The organism is Pseudoalteromonas sp. KS88 (assembly GCF_004766475.1).
Lineage (GTDB): Bacteria > Pseudomonadota > Gammaproteobacteria > Enterobacterales > Alteromonadaceae > Pseudoalteromonas.
The window spans coordinates 154,765-179,814 of the sequence record NZ_PYHV01000014.1 but is presented as its reverse complement, the minus strand read 5'-3'; the positions used below and the strand labels follow the sequence as shown (position 1 = coordinate 179,814).

Annotated in this window: 16 protein-coding genes and 1 riboswitch; of the genes, 8 read left to right on the top strand and 8 right to left on the bottom strand. The window is 41.6% G+C overall.

Annotated features, from left to right (window positions below; translation table 11 throughout):
* Positions 1 to 242: 242 nt before the first annotated feature.
* Positions 243 to 3,080 carry a hypothetical protein gene (locus tag C7Y70_RS09340; protein WP_135474612.1) on the top strand — a complete coding sequence of 946 codons (2,838 nt, stop codon included), beginning with the start codon at positions 243 to 245 and terminating at the stop codon, positions 3,078 to 3,080.
* 87 nt (positions 3,081 to 3,167) lie between these two features.
* Here C7Y70_RS09340 and C7Y70_RS09335 read toward each other — a convergent pair whose 3' ends face one another.
* Positions 3,168 to 4,325, bottom strand: a complete 1,158-nt coding sequence (locus tag C7Y70_RS09335; protein ID WP_135474610.1) for a hypothetical protein — start codon at positions 4,323 to 4,325, stop codon at positions 3,168 to 3,170.
* 305 nt (positions 4,326 to 4,630) lie between these two features.
* On the opposite strand from C7Y70_RS09335, the gene C7Y70_RS09330 reads away from it, so the two are divergent.
* Positions 4,631 to 5,245, top strand: coding sequence for a PQ-loop repeat-containing protein (locus C7Y70_RS09330; RefSeq protein WP_099295126.1), 615 nt, complete (start codon positions 4,631 to 4,633; stop codon positions 5,243 to 5,245).
* Between the two features lie 87 nt (positions 5,246 to 5,332).
* Entirely contained in the window at positions 5,333 to 6,121 is a 789-nt protein-coding gene (locus tag C7Y70_RS09325; RefSeq protein WP_135474608.1) for a PhzF family phenazine biosynthesis protein, read from the top strand.
* Here the strand turns inward: C7Y70_RS09325 and C7Y70_RS09320 are convergent.
* The 6 genes from C7Y70_RS09320 to C7Y70_RS09295 form a co-directional block, all read right to left on the bottom strand.
* Positions 6,112 to 7,365 (bottom strand): HAMP domain-containing sensor histidine kinase, encoded by a 1,254-nt coding sequence (locus C7Y70_RS09320; RefSeq protein ID WP_135474606.1) that lies wholly within the window; start codon positions 7,363 to 7,365, stop codon positions 6,112 to 6,114. The two genes, C7Y70_RS09325 and C7Y70_RS09320, sit on opposite strands and share 10 nt — an antisense overlap.
* Positions 7,358 to 8,707: a sigma-54 dependent transcriptional regulator gene (locus C7Y70_RS09315; protein ID WP_245321458.1), complete on the bottom strand. Its 1,350-nt coding sequence runs from the start codon at positions 8,705 to 8,707 to the stop codon at positions 7,358 to 7,360. The genes C7Y70_RS09320 and C7Y70_RS09315 overlap by 8 nt, the downstream gene beginning before the upstream one ends.
* A gap of 12 nt (positions 8,708 to 8,719) precedes the next feature.
* The gene (locus tag C7Y70_RS09310) at positions 8,720 to 11,215 is read right to left on the bottom strand and encodes an ABC transporter permease (protein WP_135474604.1); all 2,496 of its coding nucleotides are present in this window, start codon (positions 11,213 to 11,215) and stop codon (positions 8,720 to 8,722) included.
* Positions 11,212 to 11,904 carry an ABC transporter ATP-binding protein gene (locus C7Y70_RS09305; RefSeq protein ID WP_135474602.1) on the bottom strand — a complete coding sequence of 231 codons (693 nt, stop codon included), beginning with the start codon at positions 11,902 to 11,904 and terminating at the stop codon, positions 11,212 to 11,214. Before C7Y70_RS09305 ends, C7Y70_RS09310 begins: the two co-directional genes overlap by 4 nt.
* 10 nt (positions 11,905 to 11,914) lie before the next feature.
* The gene (locus C7Y70_RS09300; RefSeq protein ID WP_135474600.1) at positions 11,915 to 13,171 is read right to left on the bottom strand and encodes an HlyD family efflux transporter periplasmic adaptor subunit; all 1,257 of its coding nucleotides are present in this window, start codon (positions 13,169 to 13,171) and stop codon (positions 11,915 to 11,917) included.
* A 198-nt stretch (positions 13,172 to 13,369) separates the two neighbouring features.
* Positions 13,370 to 15,886 (bottom strand): zinc-dependent metalloprotease, encoded by a 2,517-nt coding sequence (locus tag C7Y70_RS09295; RefSeq protein WP_135474598.1) that lies wholly within the window; start codon positions 15,884 to 15,886, stop codon positions 13,370 to 13,372.
* A gap of 252 nt (positions 15,887 to 16,138) precedes the next feature.
* Between C7Y70_RS09295 and C7Y70_RS09290 the strand changes: the two genes are divergently transcribed.
* The 5 genes from C7Y70_RS09290 (at position 16,139) to C7Y70_RS09270 (ending at position 24,197) form a co-directional block, all read left to right on the top strand.
* Positions 16,139 to 17,317 (top strand): efflux RND transporter periplasmic adaptor subunit, encoded by a 1,179-nt coding sequence (locus C7Y70_RS09290; RefSeq protein ID WP_099295131.1) that lies wholly within the window; start codon positions 16,139 to 16,141, stop codon positions 17,315 to 17,317.
* Positions 17,318 to 17,332: 15 nt separating this feature from the next.
* Positions 17,333 to 20,503, top strand: coding sequence for an efflux RND transporter permease subunit (locus C7Y70_RS09285; RefSeq protein WP_135474596.1), 3,171 nt, complete (start codon positions 17,333 to 17,335; stop codon positions 20,501 to 20,503).
* 310 nt (positions 20,504 to 20,813) lie between these two features.
* A riboswitch (cyclic di-GMP riboswitch) is annotated at positions 20,814 to 20,898 on the top strand.
* A gap of 105 nt (positions 20,899 to 21,003) precedes the next feature.
* Positions 21,004 to 21,573 (top strand): chitin-binding protein, encoded by a 570-nt coding sequence (locus tag C7Y70_RS09280; protein WP_099295133.1) that lies wholly within the window; start codon positions 21,004 to 21,006, stop codon positions 21,571 to 21,573.
* Between the two features lie 118 nt (positions 21,574 to 21,691).
* Complete coding sequence (locus C7Y70_RS09275; protein WP_135474594.1) at positions 21,692 to 23,770, top strand: S9 family peptidase; 2,079 nt, start codon at positions 21,692 to 21,694, stop codon at positions 23,768 to 23,770.
* 28 nt (positions 23,771 to 23,798) lie between these two features.
* On the top strand, positions 23,799 to 24,197 hold the full coding sequence (locus C7Y70_RS09270) for a hypothetical protein (protein WP_135474592.1): 399 nt from the start codon (positions 23,799 to 23,801) through the stop codon (positions 24,195 to 24,197).
* Positions 24,198 to 24,206: 9 nt separating this feature from the next.
* On the opposite strand, the gene C7Y70_RS09265 is transcribed toward C7Y70_RS09270, so the two are convergent.
* Complete coding sequence (locus tag C7Y70_RS09265; protein ID WP_135474590.1) at positions 24,207 to 24,944, bottom strand: LytTR family DNA-binding domain-containing protein; 738 nt, start codon at positions 24,942 to 24,944, stop codon at positions 24,207 to 24,209.
* Positions 24,945 to 25,050 lie beyond the last annotated feature (106 nt).

Here is a 25,050-nt window from a genome sequence, read left to right as displayed (position 1 = left end):
CTTTTATGTGCTCGTTGTGGCGTGTTAACAGTCGGATGTTTAATTACGTTGGCTATGTATAGTGGTGGTATTGGGCTCTTGAGGGCATTGCTAGTCTTTGTTGTTTCAGTGCTTATAGTCAGTTTACTCGTTAGCTTAGTGCAGCCTTTAGAGATTGAATAACACGTTTTTTTACATTTAAACACTCACTTTTTTTGTCGATTACGCGCATAATATCTGAAAATAAAATATCAGGGATCGTGATGAAAAAAGTACTCGCCACTCTATTTTTACTGCTCGCAACCAACCTCTATGCGCAAGCAAACTGGCAAACTATCCACACAGAACATTTTAATGTTCATTACACGCAAGAGTCTCATGATTGGGCTCGCTCCGCTGCAAATGAATTGGAAATAGTGCGGACTAAGGTGTTAGCGCAGCAAAATCGTGCGCTAGATGAAATAATCGATGTTATCGTTTTTGACCCTCTAAACAGCGCAAATGGGTTTGCGATTCCGCCCTCAACTAATCCTATGATGGCACTTTTTACAACACCTCCTCAATCTGACACTGTCGTGTCAAATACTGCCGGTTGGCAGCAATTACTCATATTGCATGAATATGTTCACTTGGTACATTTAGCACAACCTACACGCAGTGACTGGCGCCAAGCTATCAGAGAGGTGTGGGATATATACGATTTAACATATGAGTCTATGCCGCGTTGGGCCGCTGAAGGGTATGCAACGTTATTAGAGTCTAAAATGACAGGGCGTGGGCGGCTATATGATAATTACAGTGAAGCGATTTTGACCGAGTTTGCTCAGCAAGGTTCATTACCTAGTTATGACCAGCTGAGTGATGTTGAGGGGGGCTATATGGCAGGTTCTATGGCTTACTTGTTAGGAGCTCGCTTTTTACGTTGGTTAGAGGAGCGTCACTCAGCAGATACATTAGATGCTGTGTGGACGCGTATGCAAGGGGTTAAAAAGCGTGATTTTGATGAGGCATTTAGCGGTGTATTCGGTGATTCTGCTAAGTCACTTTACCGTCGGTTCATTGCTGAATACACCTACAAAGCCATGGCTAAAGAGCAAACAGAAATTAAACCAAAGGGCACACCTTGGCTCGATTTAGCGTATCACGCTAGTAACCCTGCTTTATCGCCAGACAAGCAAAAAGTTGCGGTTGTTGAAAGGGATAAAGACGGTAAAACAAAACTCGTCATTTACAGTACAGAGCAAAATACGCAAGCGGCAGAGGAGTTTGCACAAACTCAGCAAGAGATTCTGAAGAACGATCCACTTGATATTGTAGATTCTGCCCCTGCGGTATTTAAACGAAAACAACAAAAAGTACTGAACCAAATTAATCGTGCGGGCATTCAAAATCCTCAGTGGCTAAATGATGAGGAGATATATTTTGGTGCGTACACACGTAATGATGATATTGAGAATACCCGAGTGGCGGATATTTTTAGCTGGCATGTTAGTACGGGCGAAGTAAAGCAACTCACTGAGCTTGCTGGGCTACGCCGCTTTAGTATAGCTGACAATGGCCAGACCTTATACGCTGAGCGTTCTCGTTCAGGTTACTCTGAACTGGTTAAATACGATATTGAAACGGCCACAGCCACGCCACTATTTAATAAAAGCTTAGAAGATGTATTTGATTACCCAGTACTTAGCCCAAATAAAGCTAAATTAGCTTATTTAAGAACAACCTATAATCACAATTGGCAGTTGTGTATACAAGATTTTGACGCTGGAAGCAGCCATCGAGTACCTATGCCAAAAGGCTACCAATACTTGTCTCAGCCAAGCTGGGGGCATAATGGCCAATCGCTGTATTTTGTGGCGGGGTTGAATGGCGCACTGGATATTTATCGCTTTGATATAGCTGAAAATACATTAGTCCAAATGACCCAAGGCCAAGAAGCGGTCGCTTATCCTCAGGTTATGAGTGATGGCACTATTTTGTATCTAGCCATTACAAATGAAGGGTTAGACTTTAAACAACTTGCACCTACCTACAAAGGCGAGGTTATAACCGAGCTTGCAACAAACACCCTCGCGCCGCAATTTATAGTTGAGAAGCACCAATTACCGGCAGCACAGGTATACACTGCAGAAGTTGGTAAATCGCTTGAGTATGATCCGTGGCAACAAAATGCAACGGCAGCTTTGGGAGCGCAATATAACTCGGCTTCATCATCATTACTTAATGTAAGCCTAAAAGGCAGTGACTTACTCAAACAACTTGATTGGCAAATAGGCTACAGTGCCAGTCTTGATAATGAGGCGCTTTCAGGGGGATTTGCTGAAGTAAAATATGGATTGAACCAGCTTGAATATAACGCTAAGTTTTTTATGTTTGATATGGATGGCACAAAGCAAGCACGTGCAACAAATAGCCCTGAATATGCCAAACAAGGTGGCTATGTTGATGCGAAATACTTATTTAGTATCGGCCAACTAAAAATAACCCCCTCAATTGCATATAACTACACTGATATAGATACAAATTTAGGCAGTAAACGTAATCAGCAGTGGTTAAGAGCGAGTGTTTCACAGCGCTGGAATCATGACCGTCAATCATTTTCGATTGGTCAAAATATTCTTGCTCAATGGTATGAGGGAGATAATGATGAAAATGATTGGCAAGGTTATGATTTTGCAGCCAATGTTTTTGGTAAAGTGTATGACATCCCTTTATATGTGAACTACCAACAACGGCATCGTGATAATGCCAGTTTGACGCTTGGTGGGTATAGTTCGTCATTAATTGCTAACAATACCCATGCAGATTATGTGTTTGCGAAAGAACTTCCTTTTCATGCAACAACGGCAGAGCGTTACCTGAGCTACGGCGGTGGGGCAAGTTTCGCCCAAGGGATGCCGTGGCTTTATTATCAGCAGCATCAAATTGACAGTGAAGTTTTTGCGCAAAGCTATGGCATTAAATTTCAAGACTCAATAGGCTTTGGCCTTGCAAGTGCGGGTATCAACGACCTTCATGTTGATTTTGGCCTGGCAAAAGTAGAAGGCGATAGCTTTGAGGATGAGTTAAGAGGATGGTTAGGCTTTTATTATTCTCTTTAATCTTGCAAATGCCTTGATGTATTTCAAGGCATTTTAACGACGACTTCAAACCGCCTATATTCTTAGTTGAAGTCGTTTGGGTTAGGCTTATTTTGATTTAGCAAATACTGACGCCAGCTTTGCAGCATATACATTGCGCTGCGTCTCATCTCGCTCAAGCTTCATCGCTTGCTCCAACAGCCTTTTAGTAGCACCTAAATGACCTTGTTGATAGCGAATTTTTGCTAATGCAACATAGGGCTCTGATAAATAAGGGGCTTTATCAATGGCTTGATTGATATATTTTCTAGCATGCAGGTATTGTCCGCTTAATGCCTCTGTTTCACCTAACACAATTAGCTGATAAGGATCTTTCTCAGTTAGATCCAATTTTTGGTTAATCTGTTCAACTAGCATCTCGTTGCCAATATCTTCAGCCAATGCTTTGTAATTGCTTAATAAGTTTAGGCTTTCTAGTTGGTGGTCAAATGCACTTTGGTAAATACGCTGAGTTGTTGCTTGATCATTCACGCGCTTGTGAAGAATAGCCGCTAAATTAAACAACTCAGGATCATTAGGCGTGAACGTATTGGCTTTCGTTAATAAGCTGTAAGCTAAATTGTAGTTTTCTTGCGACAGCGCTTCGGCTGCGAGATTAGCGTAATATTTCGCAATGAGGTCATTAATGTCTGCGCTACCAGAGTAAAAACTCCCCCTTGATGGGAAGTAATCAACGATGACACCAGGGCGGATAAAAACGATTTTGCCTTCTTGCTTTTCAAGCGGTTTATACAGCTTTGTTCTAAAGTGATTTGCAATAAATACCAAATTACCTTCTTTGGCATAAACAGGTTCGCTGGTCATTTCTTGAAAGGCTGTTTCTAGCCCAATAATATTGGCATACGCTTGAGTCACAATGGCTAGACTTATACAGTTGCCTTGGGCTTTCTCGAGTGTTTGCGAAGCCGTTAAGGTATCACCATGATAAGTAAACCCGCCCAAACTACTTTCAATGTAATTATATATAATGAGTTCGTCAGACTCGCCTAGTAAGCGGTTTGCCTTTACGTAAGCAATAAATTTTTGCTGTTCTTGCTGTGGGAGTTGAAAAAGCTGCTGCTCAGAAGGCACGGATTCAAGTGTGAATAGCGAATGATTAATCAGCTGTGTTAATGAAGGAACCTCCTGAATTGAGGACGCTTTGGGTGTGGTTGTTGAGGCGCACCCTGCGAGTAAGCATATAAAAAATATAAAAGAAAACTTCATAATCCCCCCGTTTATTTTTAAGTGACGCTGAAGGACACTTTTTAATTAAGCAAGAAAGTTAAACTGGGTTGCTCATCTCTTTCTTAATCAATTTGATGCTAAATGCGTTTAAAATCTATTCATACTGTAATGTAAACTTGCCAACAAAGCTTGTCTTTTTTTTCATCAATAGTTGCGTGTTAGATTTAGATCTATACAATGCCGCGCCTTACATAAATCAAACAAAAACAGTGATTTACATTTTTATTTTGTTTTATTTAAAAGTCCTTAACTTATTAACTGATTTGTAACTAGCGAGGTTTGCTTTGGCGCATTATTTGCCTATATTATCATCATTTATTTTAGTGTTTAGCTTTTTACCACTACTAAATAAAATCCGCAAAAACCGAAGTGTATCGGGATTATCATTATTGATGATGACGTTTGGCGTAGCGCAAAGTACGTACTTTATTACCTATAACGTGTATTTTGAGCGTTTTTACATGGTCTTACCCTTTGTCGTAACGGGTGGTTTAAGTGGCCTTATTTTGTATTACTTTGCGCGCTACAATGCCAAGCGTGAGCAGCGGATCCAGTTAGCAGCGATGCTAGGTTTTTCATTGCTTCCTTTTTTATTACTGTTAAATCCTCAGTTAGAGGCTGCTCAAGTACTTACGTGGCTGACGTTTGTTGGCTTGATCATGAGCTCAGTGCGAGTAATGCCACAAACCTATAAAACACTTCGCAGTGGTGATATTAGCAATTTAAGTGCTCGCTACTTTAGCTTGCAGTTTATAGCGGGCTTATGTGGCTTATTTGCCGAACTTGCCATGGCGACCCCAAGCACCTCTCACATCTTAACGTTTGTCATGATACTGCTGACGAATGCTGCACAACTTGGCTGTATTCAATATTACAAAATGCGCCCAGTCGCAGCTTAGCCTACTAAAAGTGAAATAATTTTGATGTTCAATTAACTCCGTGTATGGCAACTTATCCTATATAGGTTTCCATACACTGAGCTTTTAATGCAACTAACTATCCATCAAATTGACGCGTTTACTAATGAACTGTTTAAAGGTAACTATGCTGCGGTAATCGATGTTGAAGCGTGGCTCAGTGATGAGTTGATGCTAAAAATAGGCGCTGAGAATAATGTGTCTGAAACCGCGTTTACGTGCAAACAAGCCGATGGAAGCTTTGCAATACGTTGGTTTTCACCGTTAATGGAAATAGACTTTTGTGGGCATGCAACACTTGCCGCTGCCTATGTGTTGTGTGAGCAGCATAATGTATCTCAAATTCGCTTTCAGGCAGATGCAGTGGGTGAGTTAATCATAAATAAAAATGACGATGGCAGTTTTGCCATGCCCTTTCCAAAGCAAGCGCCAGATGAGATACATACCGTTCCGCCAGCACTTCTAAATGGCTTGTCTATACAACCTTCTAAGGTGTTGAAAAATAGGCAAGCTTACTTTGTTATTTATGATAACGAGCACGATGTATTAAACCTTAAAACAGACTCAGGGTTACTTAAAACATTGTATCCATTTGATGTTGTTGCCACTGCGCCAAGCACACAATACGATTTTGTCTCGCGCTATTTTTGGCCTGCCAGTGGCGGTGATGAAGATTATGTAACGGGATCAATTCATACGGGGCTTGCACCTTACTGGGCGCAGAAATTTGGTAAAAACACGCTAAGCGCATATCAAGCTTCAAGTCGGGGTGGGCATATGCAATGTGATGTATGTGATGATACGGTAACTTTAACAGGGCGGGCTGTTCGCTACATGCAAGGCACAATTTATTTATAATTGTTCTTTGTGCCTTGTGGAAGTTTAATGGTGATTTGCGCGCCATGTTCGGTATTTGCTAACTGTAGCTGGCCGCTGTGCTTTTGCACAATATCATTACATAGCGCTAGACCAAGTCCGTGACCGGTTTTTTTAGTTGTATATAAAGGTTGGAGCGCGTTGTCTAGATTTGCAAAGCCAGGGCCGTTGTCGGTGAGCAGCAGTATTTGCATATTAGCTTGCTGAAAACACCTTAAAGTAATACATGGTGCACTATTAACGGCTTCAAATGTATTTTTAAATAGGTTAATTAATAGCTGCTCAATAAGCAGCTTATCAGCAAAGCATTGTGATTCACCGTCAAAGTTAAGGTGAATACTTTGCTCTGCTGCGTTTAGTGTAGCTAAAGTTTTTAAATTAAAGTCGTGTGGTTTTGCTGCGGGTAATCGACTCAGCTCAGAGTAGGCTTTTATAAACTGTAACAGTGATTCACTGCGTGATTTTACTCGCTCTAATACTTGTCTGGTTTGTTTTTCATTTAATGTCTCTGCACTTAGCAGTGTATCTGCCATGGATGCCATAGGGGTGATCGAGTTATTTAGCTCATGCGATAATATGCGAATTAAATCAGCTTGAGATTGGCGTTTAGCATTTTGCAGTTGGTGGCCAATATAGCTGGCTGTGATCACCGTTTGCTTTGCATCACTGAGCGCAATGCGTTGCACTTGCCAATCTTGATTTAATTGGGCATGGCGGCATTGTGCGTTTTTAACGGTAAAACCGCATTCAGCCATGCTCATACCGCGTAGTAATGGCATTTTAAGTTGTTGATACATAGGTTGATTGAAGAAAATAAGCCGCTCTTTTTCATTGAATACGGCGATTGGGTGCGGCCAATGATGAAATAGTCCATCGATCAAATGCGTTGCGTGTGGGATTGGCTTGTTAAACAGTGTGTCAATTTGTTCGCCGAGCATGGCCCATGGGGAGCGCGAGCCGCTAAAGCCCAAGCTGAGATTACTTTGCCCTTGCTGTTTTGCATCAATATAGGCTTGCAGTTGAGCGATAGGTAAAAAGTAAGCGTTAAATAACCGATAGATGCACATAATAAGCAGGTAACTTAAGCAAATAGCCAAGGTGGCAGTCAGCAGTACGTCTTGGCTTAATTGATAAACCCAGCCAGTACTTGGCACGATAATGGCGCAAAAAATAGTTGCAAATACACTCATCACCTTGGCTTTATGGCTTATTTTAAAGTTACTCATCAAGCCCCTCTAGTTGATACTTTTCCATCCGTCGGTACAGCGCATTGCGTGAGATACCTAAGCTTTTTGCCGCGGCTGTAATTTGGTGGTTATGTTGTTTTAGTGCGTCAGTAATACGTTGTTTTTCAAGTTCTTCAAGTGTGAGTTTGGGAATTGATTGGTTTTGATTCGTTTGGCTATCCAACATTATTTGCGATAACTCGATGATGCTTCCCGTGCACATCAACATGGCGCGTTCTATCACATGGCTCAGTTCACGAATATTACCCGGCCAACCGTGGCTGCATAACAACTCTTCAACGTTTTGGGATAACGTGCAGGGCGGCTTATTATATTTAGCAGCAAAATGATTAATAAAATGTGTGGCGAGTGGCAAAATATCGTCTTTTCGTTCACGTAACGCAGGTAGGCGAATAACAAAGGTGTTTAAGCGATAATATAAATCTTGGCGAAATTGCCCATCAGTAATGGCTTTAGAGAGGTCTTGATTGGTTGCGGCGATCAAGCGTACGTTAACTTGTTCACTGGCGTTTGCACCAAGCGGCGTAAATTCACCCGTCTCAAGCACTTGCAATAATTTAGGCTGTAAATGAACAGGTAAAGTGCCTATTTCATCCATAAATAACGTGCCACTTTTGGCGCGACTAAACGCCCCTATTCGGTCTTGTTTAGCGTCGGTGAATGCGCCTTTATGATGACCGAATAATTCACTTTCAAATAAAGACTCTGCAATAGCACCCATATTTAGGCTCACAAAGGGGGCTTGGTTGCGTGTGCTTAATTGGTGTATACGCTTGGCTAGTTGCGATTTCCCTGTGCCATTTTCACCTAAAATTAATAAGTTAGCATCGGTTGGCGCAAGCTGTGTAATCAGTGTATCGAGCGACTGCATTGCAAGTGAGCAAGCTATCCAATCACCTTGTGTAGGCGTTGTCGTAATGGGGTTAATGTGATTGGCTATCTGGTTGAGTAATTTTTCCTTTCGCCATGGTTTTTCAATAAAGTCTTTCGCGCCTTTTTGCAACCCGGTGACTGCCAGTTCAATATTGGCCCAAGCAGTCATTAGCATAATGGGAATACCCAAGGGGGTGATTTGTTCGAGTAGTGCAAGGCCTTCTTTACCCGAGGTGGTATCACGGGTGAAGTTCATGTCCAGTAACACCAGCGCAGGCGTTAACCGACCAAGCAATTGCATGCATTGGCTTGGTCCATCAGCTTCAACCACCCGATAGCCTGCTTGCTCGAGTAGCATCGAGAGTGCAAAGCGAATGTCATCGTCGTCATCAACGATTAAAATAGTATGTGGGATCATCGTGGTTTTAATGGCAGCGTATGCTGCCATTACCTTAAAAGTTTATTGCTCTCTAAGCGCGCGCATAGGGTCTGCATTAATAATACGCCATACTACCAAAACAATGGCAGAAAAGACGATAACAATCAATAAACTAGTAAAAACTATGAGTGCTTGCCAAGAAAATGCGGGTAATAAAGGAATGACGCTTTGCAGTGTTAAATAAAGACCACAGGCGAGGGTGATAGCAATAGCTAGCGCACTCAGCAGTAAGCCATTAAAGCTTTTTAAAGTTCGATTCATGAGGTTTAAGCGGCTTGCGCCGGTTGCCATGCGTATTGCAAGTTCAAAGCGTTTTAATTCTGTAAAGCTCATCGCCATACCATTACTGCCCACGGCTGCAAGTAGCAAAGTTAAGAGAGACAATGCACTGATAAAATAAAATTGCACGCGCTGCGGCATTGTTTGTTCTGCCCAGCGCTCATCAAGTGTGCGTGCATCTACTTCAATCACTTGTGGGTGAGCATATTGAATCGCTTGCATAATGGCATGTTTGTCAAAGCGTTGCCCTGGTGGTAGCTGCATAGCAAGCGTGATCCCAAAATTCGGGGCATCGTGCGAATAGCTGTAAAGCATGGTCGGATAACCCTGATCTTTAGCCATGATGGTGTAATTGTCAGCGACCACTCCGATAATTTGACGAAGAGAAACTTCTTTACCTATTACCGATTCAATGGTGCCATCGGTGGACAATTGCTTAGCAAAGGTTTCGTTGATTAATGCCACGGGCTCTAAATTTTGATATTGCGTTTGACTCATATTTTGCCCAGCCAGCAAGTTGAGCTTATAGGTCTGTAAATAATCGGGAGCAATGTTAATCGTCATATAGGTAAAGCGTTCTCGGGTTTGCTCATCCTCGGTCATATTAATAACAGTGTTAAAGTTAAAAGGTTCGCCTTGGCTTTGTACTGGGGTGATACTAGGCTGCACTTGCAAAACGGCCTGTTCAAGTTGGTTTTTTATTTCAAGCGCACCCTGATAGCGTTGTTTTGTCTTTTGTTCTGTAGCGATGGGATCTTGTTTTGCTTGTTCCTCAATCTCAGCAGTATTTAACACAGGGTCATCGTTATTTTGTAGGCGTACATTGGCTATTAGCGTATTGCCTGGCTCAAAACCTAAGTTGATATTTAGCTCAGCGTAGGCGGTATTTGCCAGCATTGCGGTGCCCGTTAAAATAACCGCAGCAGAACTCAACTGGGCAATAAATAACACTTGGCTAAGACGGGTCACTTTGCCTGCGTTGACACCCTTATTACCGTTATTGAGGTTACTAATTAGTTGTGCTTCATCGAACTGACGGGTTGATAGAAATGCAAAAAATAAATTGATAATCAGCACAATTGCAACCGCAACAGCAATAGTTATTGCATCAATTTGCACCAGTTCAAGCATCGCGATATTACCGCCACTGATGATAGGTAATAATCTGATCAGCCAAGCGGCACCTAGCAAACCTAATACTGCGGCGAGTAAAAAAGTACTTAAGTTTTCTAAGAAACTCATTACTAATAACTTGTTGCGTGAGGCGCCCATACACAGTTGCGTAGCAAATTCTTGTTCGCGTTGTTGATAATGAGCAATAAATAGGTTCAGTAGGTTGAGGCTTGCCATCACAAGTAAGATGACCACAGTTGCTAATAAAAATAACAGCATGGTTTGCTGATCTTCCATCAGGTTATCGCGATATAAGGTTGCCGTGCTTTCTGGGGCCATGCTCTCAAACATTTGTTTCATAGGGCCAAGTTGATCACCTTGGTCAAGGTAATACTGCTGCCAAAAACTCTCCATATCATCGGCCGTAAATGCACGTTCGGTTTGGCGAAATAGGGGCAGCAGGCTGCCGTTGATAGACATTTGTGTCGGCATTGCTGCTTTTTCGGCTAAATCATAATAACGCCATACTTGCTGAGCATACTTTTCATCGTTATCGGAATTAAATGATGAAAAGTCACTGACCACTCCGCGAATTTGCAGTGATGTACCCTCTATTTGTAATGTTTGACCTATGGCGTTTACGCTTTTTTGAAATGCGCTTTGCCATAAGCTTTGTGAGATCCATACCGAGTTTTGTGTATTGACGTTGTTTGGCTGCTCACCTAGTAGTAACGTACCTCCAACTACTGGCATAAAGTTATGACTGGCATCGAAGCGTGAGACGGGGTAATTCGTTTCGTTTACAGTTACCGCACTTTCGTCAGCTTGGTATGCAGCAAACTGGCCATATCCTTTGTATTGCTCAGCTAATAATGCCAAGCGTTTAGCAGTAAACATAGAAACACGCATATCTTCTGAAACCGCCATGGTGCGGTTAATAACATACAGGTTTTTTTCGTCTTTTATATCAGGTAAAGGCTTAAATATAAGGTGGCTGCTCATAGCGACAACGGCAAGTACCGCAGCCAATGTTAAGCTTAGTGTAAGCAAGATGGGCAGTGACAAGCGTGGCAATGTAAATAACCGTAAAACACCGTGGCGCAGTGCGCGAAGATAAAAACTCATGCGACAGCCTCCTGATGCTCAACCAATACTTTACCATCGAATAAACGAATTTGACGCTGCGCCATTTGGCTATAACGTTCGTCATGCGTCACCATTACAACGGTGGCGCCTTGTTTGTTTAAATCAAGCAACAGTTGCATGACAGCATCGCCGTTTTGGCTATCTAAGTTACCGGTTGGTTCATCGACTAGCAGTAAATCAGGGTTGCCTACTAAAGCGCGGGCAATGGCAACACGTTGCTGTTGCCCACCAGATAACTGATTTGGTTTATGGTCTAAGCGTGCACTCATGTTTACCGCAGCCAGTTGCTTCTCGACTGCTGCCTTTATAGTACTGCTCAATGCTCCGCGGTGCTCAAGTGGCAGTGCTACATTTTCAAATACAGTTAAGCTATCAATTAAATTGAATGACTGAAATACATAGCCAATATGCTTGTTACGTACGCTAGATCGTTGATCGATTTTAAGGCTCTGTGTATCAATATTAGCTAATTGGTAATGACCATCCGTTGGGGTGTCTAGTAGGCCTAAAATACTGAGTAAGGTAGATTTACCGCAACCTGATGCGCCAGAAATAGCGATGAATTCACCTTTATTTATCGTTAAAGATACATCTTGCAAGGCATGCGTTTTAACTTGGCCTTTGCTATACACTTTATTGATATTATTAATTGTTACGAGTGCAGTCATGATATTTTCCTTAAAGTTTTGAAGTATCTAAAGCCAAGTGGCTGTAATTATGCCATTGGCTTAAATCATTTGTGATAATTTTTTCGCCAGCAGTGGCCCCCAGGGTAATGATCAGGTCAGTACCCGTTAGCTCGCCAAAGGTAATTTGCTGCTGGTGTAGTTGTGGTTGGTTAGGAATGTGTTTATAGAGTTGTTGTGCGCCAAGTGGTTTTAGACCGGGTTGTTGGCTTACATACAAGGCGTTTTCTTTACGCTCAACAAATACGAGTGCATTAACTGGTTGTGCTGGGCGTAAGCTGCTTGGTAAGGGACCGCTTAGGTGGACTTCTGCAACAATAAAGCCGTTTTCAACCACAGAGGCAAGTTGTTCAACGGTCCCTTTTAGCTTGCCTGTGGGGTGTTTTAACTCAACAGCCGCGCCAAGTTGGATACGCTCAGCAATGCGTTGTGGGATATTCAGCGTTGCCATTAATTGCGTTTTTGAACCAACGCGCGCCATTGCTTGCCCTTGATTTACCCGCTCCCCAAGTTCAATATCTAAACGTTGCAGGGTGCCAGCCATTCCTGTGGTGATGGTCAATGCCGCTACTTTACTGCTGACTAAGTCGACTTGTTTTTGTTGCTGCTTTAATAAAATTTTTTGTTGCTCAAGCTCTAACTTGTGCATTTCTTTTTGTTTTTCAAAGCGGTAATTTGCAAACTCTAAACGCTTCCTTAGCTGGTTATGTTTAAGAATAGCGCGTTCTAAATCAATTTTGGCCGCAATGCCTTGATCTGATAGGCGCTGGTTTACATCAACATCTAATTTAGCGCCTTGTATCTGGCTATCTATATCAGCGAGTTCGGCTTGGAAGGTGAGTTGCTCGTTTTGTTTTTGAAATTTAAAGGCCGCAAATTCAGAGTTCATGCGTTCAAGCTTTGCTTGTGCTTCAAATTGTTGCTGTTCTAGATCTGGGTTTGTGAGCTTAGCAATAATTGTGTCGGCTTCAACATCAGCGCCAGCGCGCAGGTAAATTTCACTGACTTGGCCTGTCGCGGGAGCACTGATCAGGCGCTCATAGCGTGAAGCGTATTGACCATATACGGGTGTCATAATATCGATATCACCTTGCTTAACAGTAACGACATTAAGCATGTCTGCGTTAAGTTGTGGTGTGGTAGGTTTAATTGTGAAATAGCCTACAAATGTGACAACCACAAGCGCTGCCATAATCAGCGTGCGTTTAAATCTGTTTGGTTTTGTTTTTTGGTCAATATTGATGTTCATTATCTACTCATCATTTTGGTTGATACAGTCGATAATGAAAATTTGATGCCAAAATTAAATACGCTTTAATTTCAGTGCCTTAAGCTTTTGTTTCGCTTTTTTAAAAGAAAGGATGTTCGATATCGAACACGGGACTGTTCGGTTTTGAAAACAAAAAAGCCGCACTTGAAGTGCGGCTTAATATTACTGCATAGTGTTTTATGCTTCGAGTGCTTTGCTGATTAAGCGGTCGATATATTGCTTATGCGCTTTAGTTGCCGTATCAGCACCCCATGGTGTACTGCTATCTGCAATTTGTGTTAGCTGATAAAGCGCAGCTGTTCTTGCTAAGTTATCGTGCTTACTCGCTTTACCCAGGCCCGCAATTGCAATTAGCTGATTTACATATTGAATTTGTAAGTTATGGCTAATTGAGTTTGCTTCTTTAGTATCAACAAAAATACTTGCTGTTAAATCGCCCATAAACTGATTTAAGCTGTATTCATTGCCGTACAGCGCGGTGTCTGAAATACGCTGCATTACAGCTGGATGTAATAGTTGTGCAAGCACAGACTTTTGCATTCCTAAAATCATTTTATGTGGTTTTGGATCTTCGTTTTTACCGTAATGATTAAAACCACGACGCTGCTGCTGCATATAGTTATACAGTGGCTTCATGCTGCTTAGTACATCTGGTGCAAATACGTTCTTAGCTAAAATTTGCATCGCTTGCTGCTGGCGCTCAAGTGGCACAGGAGTAAATGGTTTTACATCGTCATTACCACCAACGACTGCACGTTCGACATACACACCACCGATTTGGCGAGAAATGACGTTAGCTTGCGCTCGGTATTGGCCAAATAGGCTGTTTGCAGAAATAAGTAGCTGTTGGTGAGATTCACCTTCAACGCGCGCTGTGTCTTTTAACTCAGAGAACAGCTTGTTGATCAGCGCCATTCTGTCTGCGCCGTAAGCCGCTGGGTTTGATGACATATCACCAATCATTACGCGTGGGTCAATATGACGACCTGGTGCACGCATATCATCGGCATCGTTACCAAAGGCAAGCTCATGCTCTGTTGAGCGGGCAAGAATCTGCTCTAGGCGTTGTTGCTCGGCAGCATTATCTGCAAGTGCTTGGCTGTAACCAAATTCAATAGCCCAATCATCATATGGACCCGGTTTAGTTTGGAAAATATCACCTTGTTGCATGCCAATAGGGGCAATATTAGCTGGGGCATAATCCATTACTGAACCTGTGACAATACCTTGTGTTTTAGCTTTATCGTGGACTTCTTTTTCATCCCACAAGATAGATGATTTCATATTGTGGTTTAGGCCTAGAGTATGACCAACTTCGTGCAGTACTAACTGTGTTAAACCTTGACGTAAGATTTCTTTGTCTTCAATACTTGCGCCTGTTGAAAGACTATTGGCCAACATCATATTTTGTTGAATTTCGTGTCCTAAAGAACAGTTTAATTCGCCAGTACTTACAGGGTTGTTGCTGTGGCTCATAGTACCTTGAGTAAACAGCGTGTCATAGATCCAGCGGTTCTTCATGAATACAAACTCAAGCATGATATCTGAGCCCAGTATTTCACCGGTTAATGGGTTGGCAAGTGCTGGGCCGTAGCCGCCAAATGGAGGTTTAGGCGAAGATGTCCAACGTAGTACGTTGTAGTTAATATCGCCAGCATCCCAGTCTGCATCATCAGGCTGAATTTTCACTTCGATGGCATTTTTAAAGCCCGCTTTTTCAAATGAGCTGTTCCAAGCCAATGTGGCTTCTTTAATAGTGTCGCGCCATTCAATTGGCGTAGTGTTCTCAATCCACCAAATAATTGGTTTAACTGGCTCTGATAGTGCTGCGCTTGGGTCTTTCTTTTGCAAGTCCCAACGTTTAATTACATCTTGATAAGGGGCCCAATCTGGCGAGGTCATTTGGTCAAACTGATTAGTGAAATAACCAATACGTGCATCGTCAATACGAGGTTGGTAGTCGTTCTCTGGTAAGGCTACAAATGAATGCTGTACTTTTACTGAGATATTACGCGGGTCACTAACTGCGCTTGAGCCGCGAACGCTTGGGTTAGCATTTTCAAATACATAATCAACAACAACATCTAGGTTATTTGCGTATGGGCGCTGTTTAATAATACGTGACTTTTTAGCGCTTAATTTACCGACTTTAAAACGCTTTTTAGCATTTTTATCGTTCGGGTTTGGCCATGGCGATACTTTGTGCAGTGCTTCACTTAAAAATAGTTTATCTACCTTAAAGGCAATTTTTTCTGCTTCGTGTTTTTCAATTTTGATACTGGCAAGTACGGCTTCGCTGATATTGGCATCGGCTGCTTTAGCAATGGCGCTGTTTTCATCAAACTGGTAGCGTGGAGTTTTGCTGATAATATCAATACGGTCAAAGTACTTTCTAAACTCAATTAGCTTCGTTTCACGGTACGCACCACGAAAATGCCCTGCATCGGTTACACCATCAACAGTATGTGCAAAATATACAAAAGGTGTATCAAGTTGAGACTCATTGATAACCATTAAGTGGTCACCGGTTTTTTCGTCCTGATATAAGCTAAAGATACCCGCAAATTCAGTTTTGTCTTTAATTAATTCGGCAATTGTTTTGTCTTTTTTGTCATCTTTTTTGTCTGCAGCTAATGCGTGGCCGCTGGTCGCTAAAGCTAAACTTAATGCTAGCGTAAGGGTGGTTAATTTCATTTTCTGCTCTTTTTGGCTTGTTAAAATCATCTGGATTGTACCGAACTTAGTCATATAAAAAACACATCTAAGATGAAAGGAAAGTTTTTAGAGTTATCTTCTTGAATTTTATAAATTGTTTTTTTGTATCAAAATATAACAAGCGGCTAATATAATTAGATGAGTTTTTGTAACAGTTACTTACAAATGTCACGTTAATGTTTCATCTAGCTCTGTTATTATGGTCTCAGTAAAAAATTAAGGAGATTAATTATGCGAACAACGTTACTTAAAGGGATCCTTCCTTTTGTGATTCTGGGCTTTGGTGTCGCTGGATTCATGGCAATTAATGCCATTGCACAAGAGACAGAGAGCAAAGAGATAGTAGACACACGCCCTACGGTAGAAGTTGAGCCTGTATCTGCTAATAACCACCAAGTGGTTATTAATAGTTATGGTGAGGTTAAGCCGCTGGAAAGTACACGTTTATCTGCGCAAGTGTCTGGTGAAGTGGTAAGTTGGCACCCTAATTTTGTTGCCGGTGGTATTGTGGCACGCGGTGAAACCTTGTTTACCATTGAAAAAGACAATTATGAAGCTGCATTACTACAAGCTGAGGCTGAACTGGCGCAAGCGCAAGCACAATTAATTGAAGAGCAAGCACAGGCTAAAGTAGCAGAAGATGAAGCGAAGCGTTTTCCAAATAAAGAGCGGACAGCGCTTTTTTTACGTGAACCGCAAGTACTTAGTGCACAAGCATCTGTGAAGTCAGCTCAAGCACGTTTAAAGCGCGCGCAACGAGATTTAGATAACTGTGAAGTAACTGCACCTTACGATGCATTAGTAGTTAGCCGAGAAATTGGTGTTGGTCAGTATATCAATATGGGCTCTCAAGTCGCTGAGCTAAATAACATTGAATCAGCAGAAGTTATTATTCCAATTGCAGGCTTTGACAGCGTATTTTTACCAGAGCGTGTAAAAGGCGTTAAAGCAACAGTGATTAAATCTGGTTTACATGGCTTTAGTCGCGAAGCGCAAATCGACCGTGATTTAGGAATTGTGGATACTGCAACACGTATGAGCAGCTTGGTTGTTCGCATTAATGATCCATATGGATTAGCTAACAAACACCCAGCGATTAAATTTGGCACGTATGTGCAAGTTAACTTTGCAGGCGCCATGCTTGAAAATATTTATCGTTTGCCGCAAGAGTTGGTTAACAACCAAACAGTGTGGATTGTGAACGCTGAGCAGCAGCTTGAGGCGCGTAAAGTAAACGTTGTGCGTGAAGAAGGTGAGTATTTTTACATTAGTGATGGCTTAGAAGCTGACGATAGGCTAGTTGTAACGTTACCAGAGTACCCTCAAAAAGGGATGGCGGTAAAAATTGCAGGTATGCCTGACGTTAAACAAAATGAGGCACTTCAAAGTGCTGACACAGAAAAGCTTTAATAGGGTGACTGCGTTATGAATAACACTGAATTACCCAGCTCTGAGCAACCACAAGCTGCTCCAAAACACGAAAAGCAAACAGGTATCATAGCCTACTTTGCCAATAACTCAGTTGCAGCTAACCTGATGATGTTTTTTATTATCATCATGGGTGTTATTAGCTTCTTCACTATGCAACGTCAGATGTTTCCTAACGTTGAAATTAACTACATTTCTATTAATGCGAACTACCCAGGGGCATCGCCTCAGGAGATGGAAGAAAGCATTTTAATTAAGATTGAAGAGTCCCTAAAAGACATTACAGAAATAAAGAAAGGGGTGTATCGCTCATTTCGTAACGGCGGGAGTGCCCAGTTAGAAATTAATACCGACGCTGAATTAAGTGAAGTGCTTGATAAAGTGAAGCTACGCGTTGACGGTATTGCGACTTTTCCAGCCGGTATGGAACCGGTCACCATAAGTCAAATTGAGTTTCGCCAAGATGTTATCGGTATGACACTGGTTGCTGATCTGCCGCTAAGCGAGCTTAAACCGATTGCTAATCGCATTGAAGATGAACTCTTGCAGCTTTCAAACGTATCGCTGGTGGTGAATGATGTGCCACTGGATGAAATTGCAATCGAAATCGAACCTGACACTTTGCGCCAATACAACCTCACGCTCAATGATGTTTCTGCTGCAATTCGTCGTTACTCTGCAAACTTTTCAGCGGGCCAGTTAAAAACCGATGCCGGTGTTATTTCTGTTCGCGTTGAGAACCAGTTTTACTCTGGCGAAGAGTTTCGTCAAATCCCTGTAAAAATAGGCAATAATGGAGCGAAGGTGCTGCTGCAAGATATTGCGGTAATTAAGGACCAGTTTACGGAAGGTGAGCGTTACTTTAAGTTTAACGGTGAGAATGCGGTTTATTTGTCGGTAAAAGCAACAGAAGATCAAAACATGATTCCTGTTGCAGAATCAGTGAAAGCTTTTATTGAGCAAAAGAATAAAGACCTGCCATTAGGCGTGCGTTTAGTACCACTAATGGACATGACTTACTACCTCAATGCCCGTTTAGATATGATGTTGTCGAACCTTTTACAAGGTGCGGTATTAGTGGCAATTATGTTATCCATCTTCTTACGCTTTAAATTGGCGTTATGGGTAATGATTGGCCTTCCAGTGTGCTTTTTAGGTGCGATGATGATGATGCCGTTGTTTGGTGTCACCATTAATATTATTTCATTGTTTGCGTTTATTATGGTGCTAGGGATTGTGGTGGACGACGCCATTGTCATCGGTGAAAGTGCCTATACCGAAATAGAGAAAAAAGGCGGTGGTGTAGTCAACGTCGTCAATGGTGCTAAACGCGTTGCAACGCCTGCGACATTTGGCGTATTAACAACCATTGCAGTATTCGCTCCCTTCACACTATCAAGCGGCCCTGAAAGTGCGTTCTTTTATGGAATTGCTGTTATCGTCATTCTGTGTTTAATTTTTAGTTTGATTGAATCAAAACTTATACTACCTGCACATATTGCGCATACCCACTTCTCGCCTATTAATCCAAATGGATGGCGTGCCCGTTTTAACAATCGCTTTTTTGGCTTTGTTAATGGACCCTATAAGCGTTTTGTAAAACGCTGTGTGGAATGGCGTTGGGCAGTATTGTTTTCGTTCATTGCGTTGCTTATTTTGACCTTTGGACTAATTTCATCAAACCAAGTTCGTACGGTGCCAACACCAAAAGTACCACATGATTTCCCGCAAATTAATTTGGAGATGAATGATAACGCATCTGATATTCAAACCATCACCGCGATCCGTGAAATTGAAGCCATGGTGCTTGATGTGGATAAGCAAACAGAGCGTGAATTTGGTCAAAAAATAGTGCGTGACTTACTGGTCTTTAACCAAGGTCGTACTGAGGCACAATTATTAGCTCCGCTCGTTGAAGAAGACTTACGCCCATACAATGCATTTGAGCTATCACGTCGTTGGCGCGAGGCAATGCCTAATATCGCAGGTGTTAAGTCGTTGACGATCCAAGATGATGTGAATGGCGGGGGCGGCAATGGTGAGTTTGGTTACTTACTCTTCGGCTCCGATATTGATACTTTAAATGACGCAGGTCGTCGTTTTATTCAGCTATTGCAACAGCAAGAAGGGTTGTTTGATATTAGTTCAACGATCGATCCTGCAAGCAAAGAAGTACAAATGAGCTTAAAACCTGTTGCATATGACTTAGGGTTAGACTTAGCTTCCATTGCCAACCAAGTTGGCGCTAGCTTCTACGGTGGTGAAGCGCAACGTGTTATTCGTGGTGGCGAAGAAGTACGTGTAATGGTGCGTTACCCTAAATTAACACGTGAAGCATTTTCATCACTTAAGCATGCTGTTGTAACGACCCCTCAGGGTAAAGAAGTATTACTCGGTGATGTGGTTGAGTTAACTGAAAAACCGGGGATTAGTTATATTCGTCGTGAAGGTGGCTATCGTACGGTTTATGTCTATGGCAGTATCGATGAAGAAGTCATTGAGCCAGGTGAAGTAGTTAAACAAGTAAAAGACAACTTGCTACCACAACTTAAGGAAGAGTTTCCAAGCGTAAAATCTGAGCTAGGTGGTGCTATCGAGGAGCAGCAAGCGCAAGCCAACGAACAAATCATGTTTTTTATTGGCGGCATGTTCTTGGTGTATATTTTACTCGCTGTACCGTTAAAGAGTTATTCGCAGCCATTAATTGTTATGTCGGTTATTCCGTTTAGTTTAACGGGTGCTATTTGGGGCCATTATTGGTTTGGTTTGGATATCAGTTTAATGTCAGGCTTTGGTTTAATCGCGGCAGCTGGGGTTGTGATCAATGACTCGCTGGTAATGACTGACTTTGTTAACCAAGCACGCCGTGGTGGAATAAGCGTGAAAGAAGCGGTTATTGAAGCAGGCTGTGCCCGCTTTAGGCCAATACTGCTAACTTCAATTACGACATTTGCCGGTGTTTTACCTATAATGTTTGAAACCAGCTTACAAGCGAAGTTTGTTATTCCAATGGCTGTTGCACTTGGTTTTGCCGTAATGTTCGCAACGCTGATCACTTTATTATTAGTACCGTGCTTGTACATTATATTAAGTGATATTCGCGGGTTCTTTCGCGGTATATTTAATAAAATTAAAGGTTTATTTCAGCGTAAAAAACAACTCGCTTAAGTATTCTTGAACAGCAAATAAATAGCCAGTGCATTTTGTACTGGCTTTTTTTTAGTCGGTTTTAAGTGCTAGTTTTTATATATCCAAACCACCTCAAAATGCAGAGTAAAGCGCTTCACATGGCTTAATATCAAGGCGTTACTTTGTAAAAATGACAGTCCCGTTTAAAAAGGAACAACGATAAGAGTAAGTGCCTATTAAGCGCCCAAAGGCTTGGTTTAATTTTAACTTTAACTCGTACCTTGAGATGACTTGTATATAGTTGATTACATTCTTTTGTTTGATATTTGTATAGTGGGGCACTATAATCCAATTGTTTTGGCAAACTAGTCGAAAGATTAGGACGCAAAGTTTCCGATCTAAGGTTTTAAAACTAAGATAGCGGGGCTGCTACACATAGTTATTGTCTTATTGTGTACCTGCGTAATTAAAAAGTATTTCTTTTGCCCTTTAAATGTTAGATAGTACCTATTAAGTGTTATTAAGGTGTCGCTTTGTTTATGCATTCGTCATTGACCTGCGGAGAGTGGTCGACAATAGGTTGCTTAAATCATCATACCCGATTATTTGTGGGTGATATGGTGACGGTAACTTTTTATGACGCGCAAGGAGAGCTAGTCGATTTATCATTTGATTATAAGATTACCAGCAGTGAGCAAGGTGAGCCGCAGAGCTGGCCGCGATATATAGCGGAACATATCAACATGTATATTCCGCTCGTGGAAGCGGGCAAAATGACAGAGCATGGTTTGGTTGTTGCTTATCGCTCTAATCAGATTTATGCCCTTAAAGGATCGGGTATTATAAATGCAGAGCTGACCTTTCACTGTATAGCTCAATGCGACAACGAAAAAAAAGATGAACCTGCGTATGACTATGTTTACCCAAACAAAAGTTGCGATTATAATGCAGGTGTTAAAGTTTTACAGCCCAAAACAGGGTTGATCTACAGATGCAAACCTTGGCCATTTGACCAGTTTTGTAAAGTAAAAGAAGAAAGTAACCCGCTTTATGAACCCGGCGTAGGTCAAAGTTGGGGTTTAGCATGGCAGCAAGTGTCGTGCAATTAAACAGTTCCCTCTGATGCTATTTAGCATTTTTATGCCCACTCATTTTGAGTGGGCTTTTTTATGCGTATTTAAAAAATATGGTAAACTGGGCTCAACAAAAACTTTTACTGGCTCAGCTGTGTCTCAACAAAATTTATCATTATCTGCCCTTTCTAACGCGCCACGTGCGCGCAAGCAACCACACGCTTTAACAACACATAATAAAACACGTATTGATGATTATTATTGGATGCGTGACGATAATAGAGAAAACAGTGAAATATTGGCGCATTTAAAAGCAGAGAATGATTATTGTGACAAGCAGCTTGCGCCAATGAAACCGCTTCAAACACAGTTATTTGAAGAATTAAAAGGGCGAATAGTAAAAGACGATAACAGTTTTCCGGTTAAAGATGGCCAATTTTGGTATCACGCAGAAGTGCGTGGTGATGATGAGTATGCCCGCCACTATCGCAGCCGCGATATTACCATGCAAGATAAGCAACTCTTACTTGATGTAAATAGCCTTGCACAAGGGATTGAATTTTATGAACTTGGAGAAGTGGCTGTAAGTCCTAATGAGCAGTTGCTTGCTTATTCAGAAGATACTGAAGGGCGCCGTATTTATGCGATTAAATTTAAATCTATTGATGAAGACGCGTTATTGGATGATGTGTTGGAAAACACAGAAGGCCAAGTTGTATGGGCAAATGATAACAAGACAGTTTTTTACGTAAAAAAAGATCTCAAAACGCTGCTCGGCTTTCAGGTGTTTCGCCATGTGCTAGGTACACCACAAGCAGACGATGTATTAGTATACGAAGAACACGACAGTAGCTTTTTTATGGGGCTGGGTAAAAGTCGCGATGAAAGTTTAATTATTATTGATTTAGCATCCACAGAAACCAACGACACTTGGGTGCTTGATGCAGACCAACCTCTAGGTGAGTTTAAGCAGTTAATGCCGCGCGAAGAGGGCCATGAATTCGATATTGATAAACTCGGCGACACCTTTTATATCGTGAGTAATTGGCAGGCTAAGAACTTTCGCTTGATGACCGCCACTATCGCTACAATATCGGATAAAGCATTATGGCAAGAGCACACGGCTCATCGTGACAATGTATTGTTAGAAGGCGTTGAAATCTTTGATGAGTTTTTAGTTCTCACTGAAAGAGAACTGGGGCAAACACGCTTTATTGTTGTAGATAACTTACAACAACGAATGGCGTTAGCGTTTGATGACCCGTGTTACTATGCCGCTATAGCGACTAATCCAGAGAGTAGCGCTAAAACAGCGCGTATTTATTACTCAAGCTTAACGACACCGGGTTCACTGTATGAAGTTGACTTAAGCAGTGGTGAAAAAACACTTTTAAAACAACAGCAAGTTTTGGGTGACTTTAACTCTTCACATTATGGCTCAGAGCGCATAATGGTAGCAGCAAGAGACGGTAAAAGTGTGCCTGTTTCGTTAGTTTACCGTAAAGACACCTTTGAGAAAGACGGAACGAACCCAATATTTCAATATGGCTATGGCGCCTACGGTATAACAATTGATCCTAGTTTTTCGAGTGCCTCTTTAAGCTTATTAGATCGTGGGTTTGTATACGCAATAGCACATGTCCGCGGCAGTGAAATGTTGGGCCGTCATTGGTACGAACAAGGCAAAAAGCAGGATAAACAAAATAGTTTTAGTGATTTTATTGATGTAACAAAAGCGTTAGTTGAACAAGGCTATGGCGCAAAAGATAAAGTATTTGCCTCGGGTGGTAGTGCTGGTGGCTTATTGATGGGAGCAGTTATTAATCAAGCACCAGAGTTATATTTAGGTATTGGTTGTCATGTACCATTTTTAGATGTGCTAACGACCATGCTTGATGAGTCAATCCCACTTACCACAAATGAATACGATGAGTGGGGGAATCCGAATGATCCAGCGTATTACGATCTAATTGCTGACTATTCACCGTATGATAATATTAAAGCGCAAGCTTACCCACATATACTAGTCACAACTGGCTTACACGACTCTCAGGTACAATACTGGGAGCCAATGAAGTGGGTGGCAAAAATGCGTGAATATAAAACTAACAAAAACGTGTTAATTTTTAAAACAGATATGGATGCAGGCCATGGTGGTGCATCGGGACGATTTAAAAGCTTAGAAGAAAAAGCATTGGAGATGGCCTTTTTCATAAGCCTTGCTAATTTGTAAACATAAAGCAGTTTACTGAGGTTCTCACATGTTTAAACCACATGGCAGTTGGCAGTACGCTATTGAGGCCCCTGTTATCTACATTAAGATTTCAGGGTGCTTTAATCGCGAAGGTGTTTTAGGGTTTGTTAAAGACGTGCAGACTGCGATTTCTGCATTGCCAGTCGGTACAATTGAACAAGCCGTTATTCATTTAGCTGAATTTGAGCTGGCAACAGCAGATAGTTTAACAATAGCCAGAGAGTACTTCCGTGGTGTTAAAGAGCGCGGTTATAAGCAGGTGGATTATATTAGCACCAGTGCGATTGCTAGAAGTATTTTAGAAAGCGTGTGGAGTGGTAGTGGAATGAATATTAATTTTTATTCTACTGCGCATAACTACCTGGCAGACTATCCAGATAGGGTATATGTAAAAAACTGGCTGTGATTAAACCGATTACAATATAGCCGATAAACTGTTTTTGTAGCGCCTAGATAAGTTTAATTGCACGCCATTTTTTAGTTTTAGTTTATAGTCACCACTGTCTGTCACAGCCAGCTCTGATATAACCGTTTGTTTTACCAGTGTTGAGCGGTGAACTCTGATGAACCCCGCGGGTGCAAGCTGCTGTTCAATGTTTTTCATTGTTACACGGTGTAATACGCTTGCTCCTTGTTGCCAAAAATGCAGCTCGACATAATTGCCTGCGCCATTAATCCAAATAATATCATCTATTTCTATTAGCCTTACTTTACCAATATCTTTCACAATTAGATGTGAGTGAGTTAATGATTTTGTCATTGGGTGCGCTTGCTCCATTGCACTGGCTAAAGGGCATAAATGGATAAGCTTATCGAAGCACTTATTCAACCGTGAAATTGGGCTTCGTGTTGTTATAAAATCAATAGCCCCCACTTCAAAAGCTAACGTCGCAAGGTTTGGATCGTCAGCAATAATTACCAGTTTAGCATTTTTACTCAGATCAATAAGTTGGAACAGTAGATTTGGTTGTGGAGCTTCGCTCAGTTGCAACAATATGACATTAAATTGGCTTGTATCAAGCTTGGTTAATTGATCTAAGGTTGCAGACGTATGGGAATCAAAGTGTCGATTACTAGCAAGCTGTATACTGAGCAATGTATTGAATTGTTCATCGTTAACGAGTGTTAAGGCATTAAAAAAAGCAGTAAACATTTGGAAACCTCATCATGTGTATATATTAGAAGACCCTGTCTGTCCCAATTTATTTCACAATGAGTTTAAATTGTTAATTTTTCACTCGTATATTTATCTAGTCACA

Bases quoted from the DNA above. Each gene is read 5' to 3' on its own strand.
- C7Y70_RS09325 (WP_135474608.1), top strand. From the start codon at position 5,333: ATGCAACTAACTATCCATCAAATTGACGCGTTTACTAATGAACTGTTT.
- C7Y70_RS09290 (WP_099295131.1), top strand. From the start codon at position 16,139: ATGCGAACAACGTTACTTAAAGGGATCCTTCCTTTTGTGATTCTGGGC.
- C7Y70_RS09300 (WP_135474600.1), bottom strand. From the start codon at position 13,171: ATGAACATCAATATTGACCAAAAAACAAAACCAAACAGATTTAAACGC.
- C7Y70_RS09265 (WP_135474590.1), bottom strand. From the start codon at position 24,944: ATGTTTACTGCTTTTTTTAATGCCTTAACACTCGTTAACGATGAACAA.
- C7Y70_RS09280 (WP_099295133.1), top strand. From the start codon at position 21,004: ATGCATTCGTCATTGACCTGCGGAGAGTGGTCGACAATAGGTTGCTTA.
- C7Y70_RS09315 (WP_245321458.1), bottom strand. From the start codon at position 8,707: ATGGCAGCATACGCTGCCATTAAAACCACGATGATCCCACATACTATT.
- C7Y70_RS09310 (WP_135474604.1), bottom strand. From the start codon at position 11,215: ATGAGTTTTTATCTTCGCGCACTGCGCCACGGTGTTTTACGGTTATTT.
- C7Y70_RS09285 (WP_135474596.1), top strand. From the start codon at position 17,333: ATGAATAACACTGAATTACCCAGCTCTGAGCAACCACAAGCTGCTCCA.
- C7Y70_RS09320 (WP_135474606.1), bottom strand. From the start codon at position 7,365: ATGAGTAACTTTAAAATAAGCCATAAAGCCAAGGTGATGAGTGTATTT.
- C7Y70_RS09340 (WP_135474612.1), top strand. From the start codon at position 243: ATGAAAAAAGTACTCGCCACTCTATTTTTACTGCTCGCAACCAACCTC.
- C7Y70_RS09295 (WP_135474598.1), bottom strand. From the start codon at position 15,886: ATGAAATTAACCACCCTTACGCTAGCATTAAGTTTAGCTTTAGCGACC.
- C7Y70_RS09335 (WP_135474610.1), bottom strand. From the start codon at position 4,325: ATGAAGTTTTCTTTTATATTTTTTATATGCTTACTCGCAGGGTGCGCC.
- C7Y70_RS09305 (WP_135474602.1), bottom strand. From the start codon at position 11,904: ATGACTGCACTCGTAACAATTAATAATATCAATAAAGTGTATAGCAAA.
- C7Y70_RS09270 (WP_135474592.1), top strand. From the start codon at position 23,799: ATGTTTAAACCACATGGCAGTTGGCAGTACGCTATTGAGGCCCCTGTT.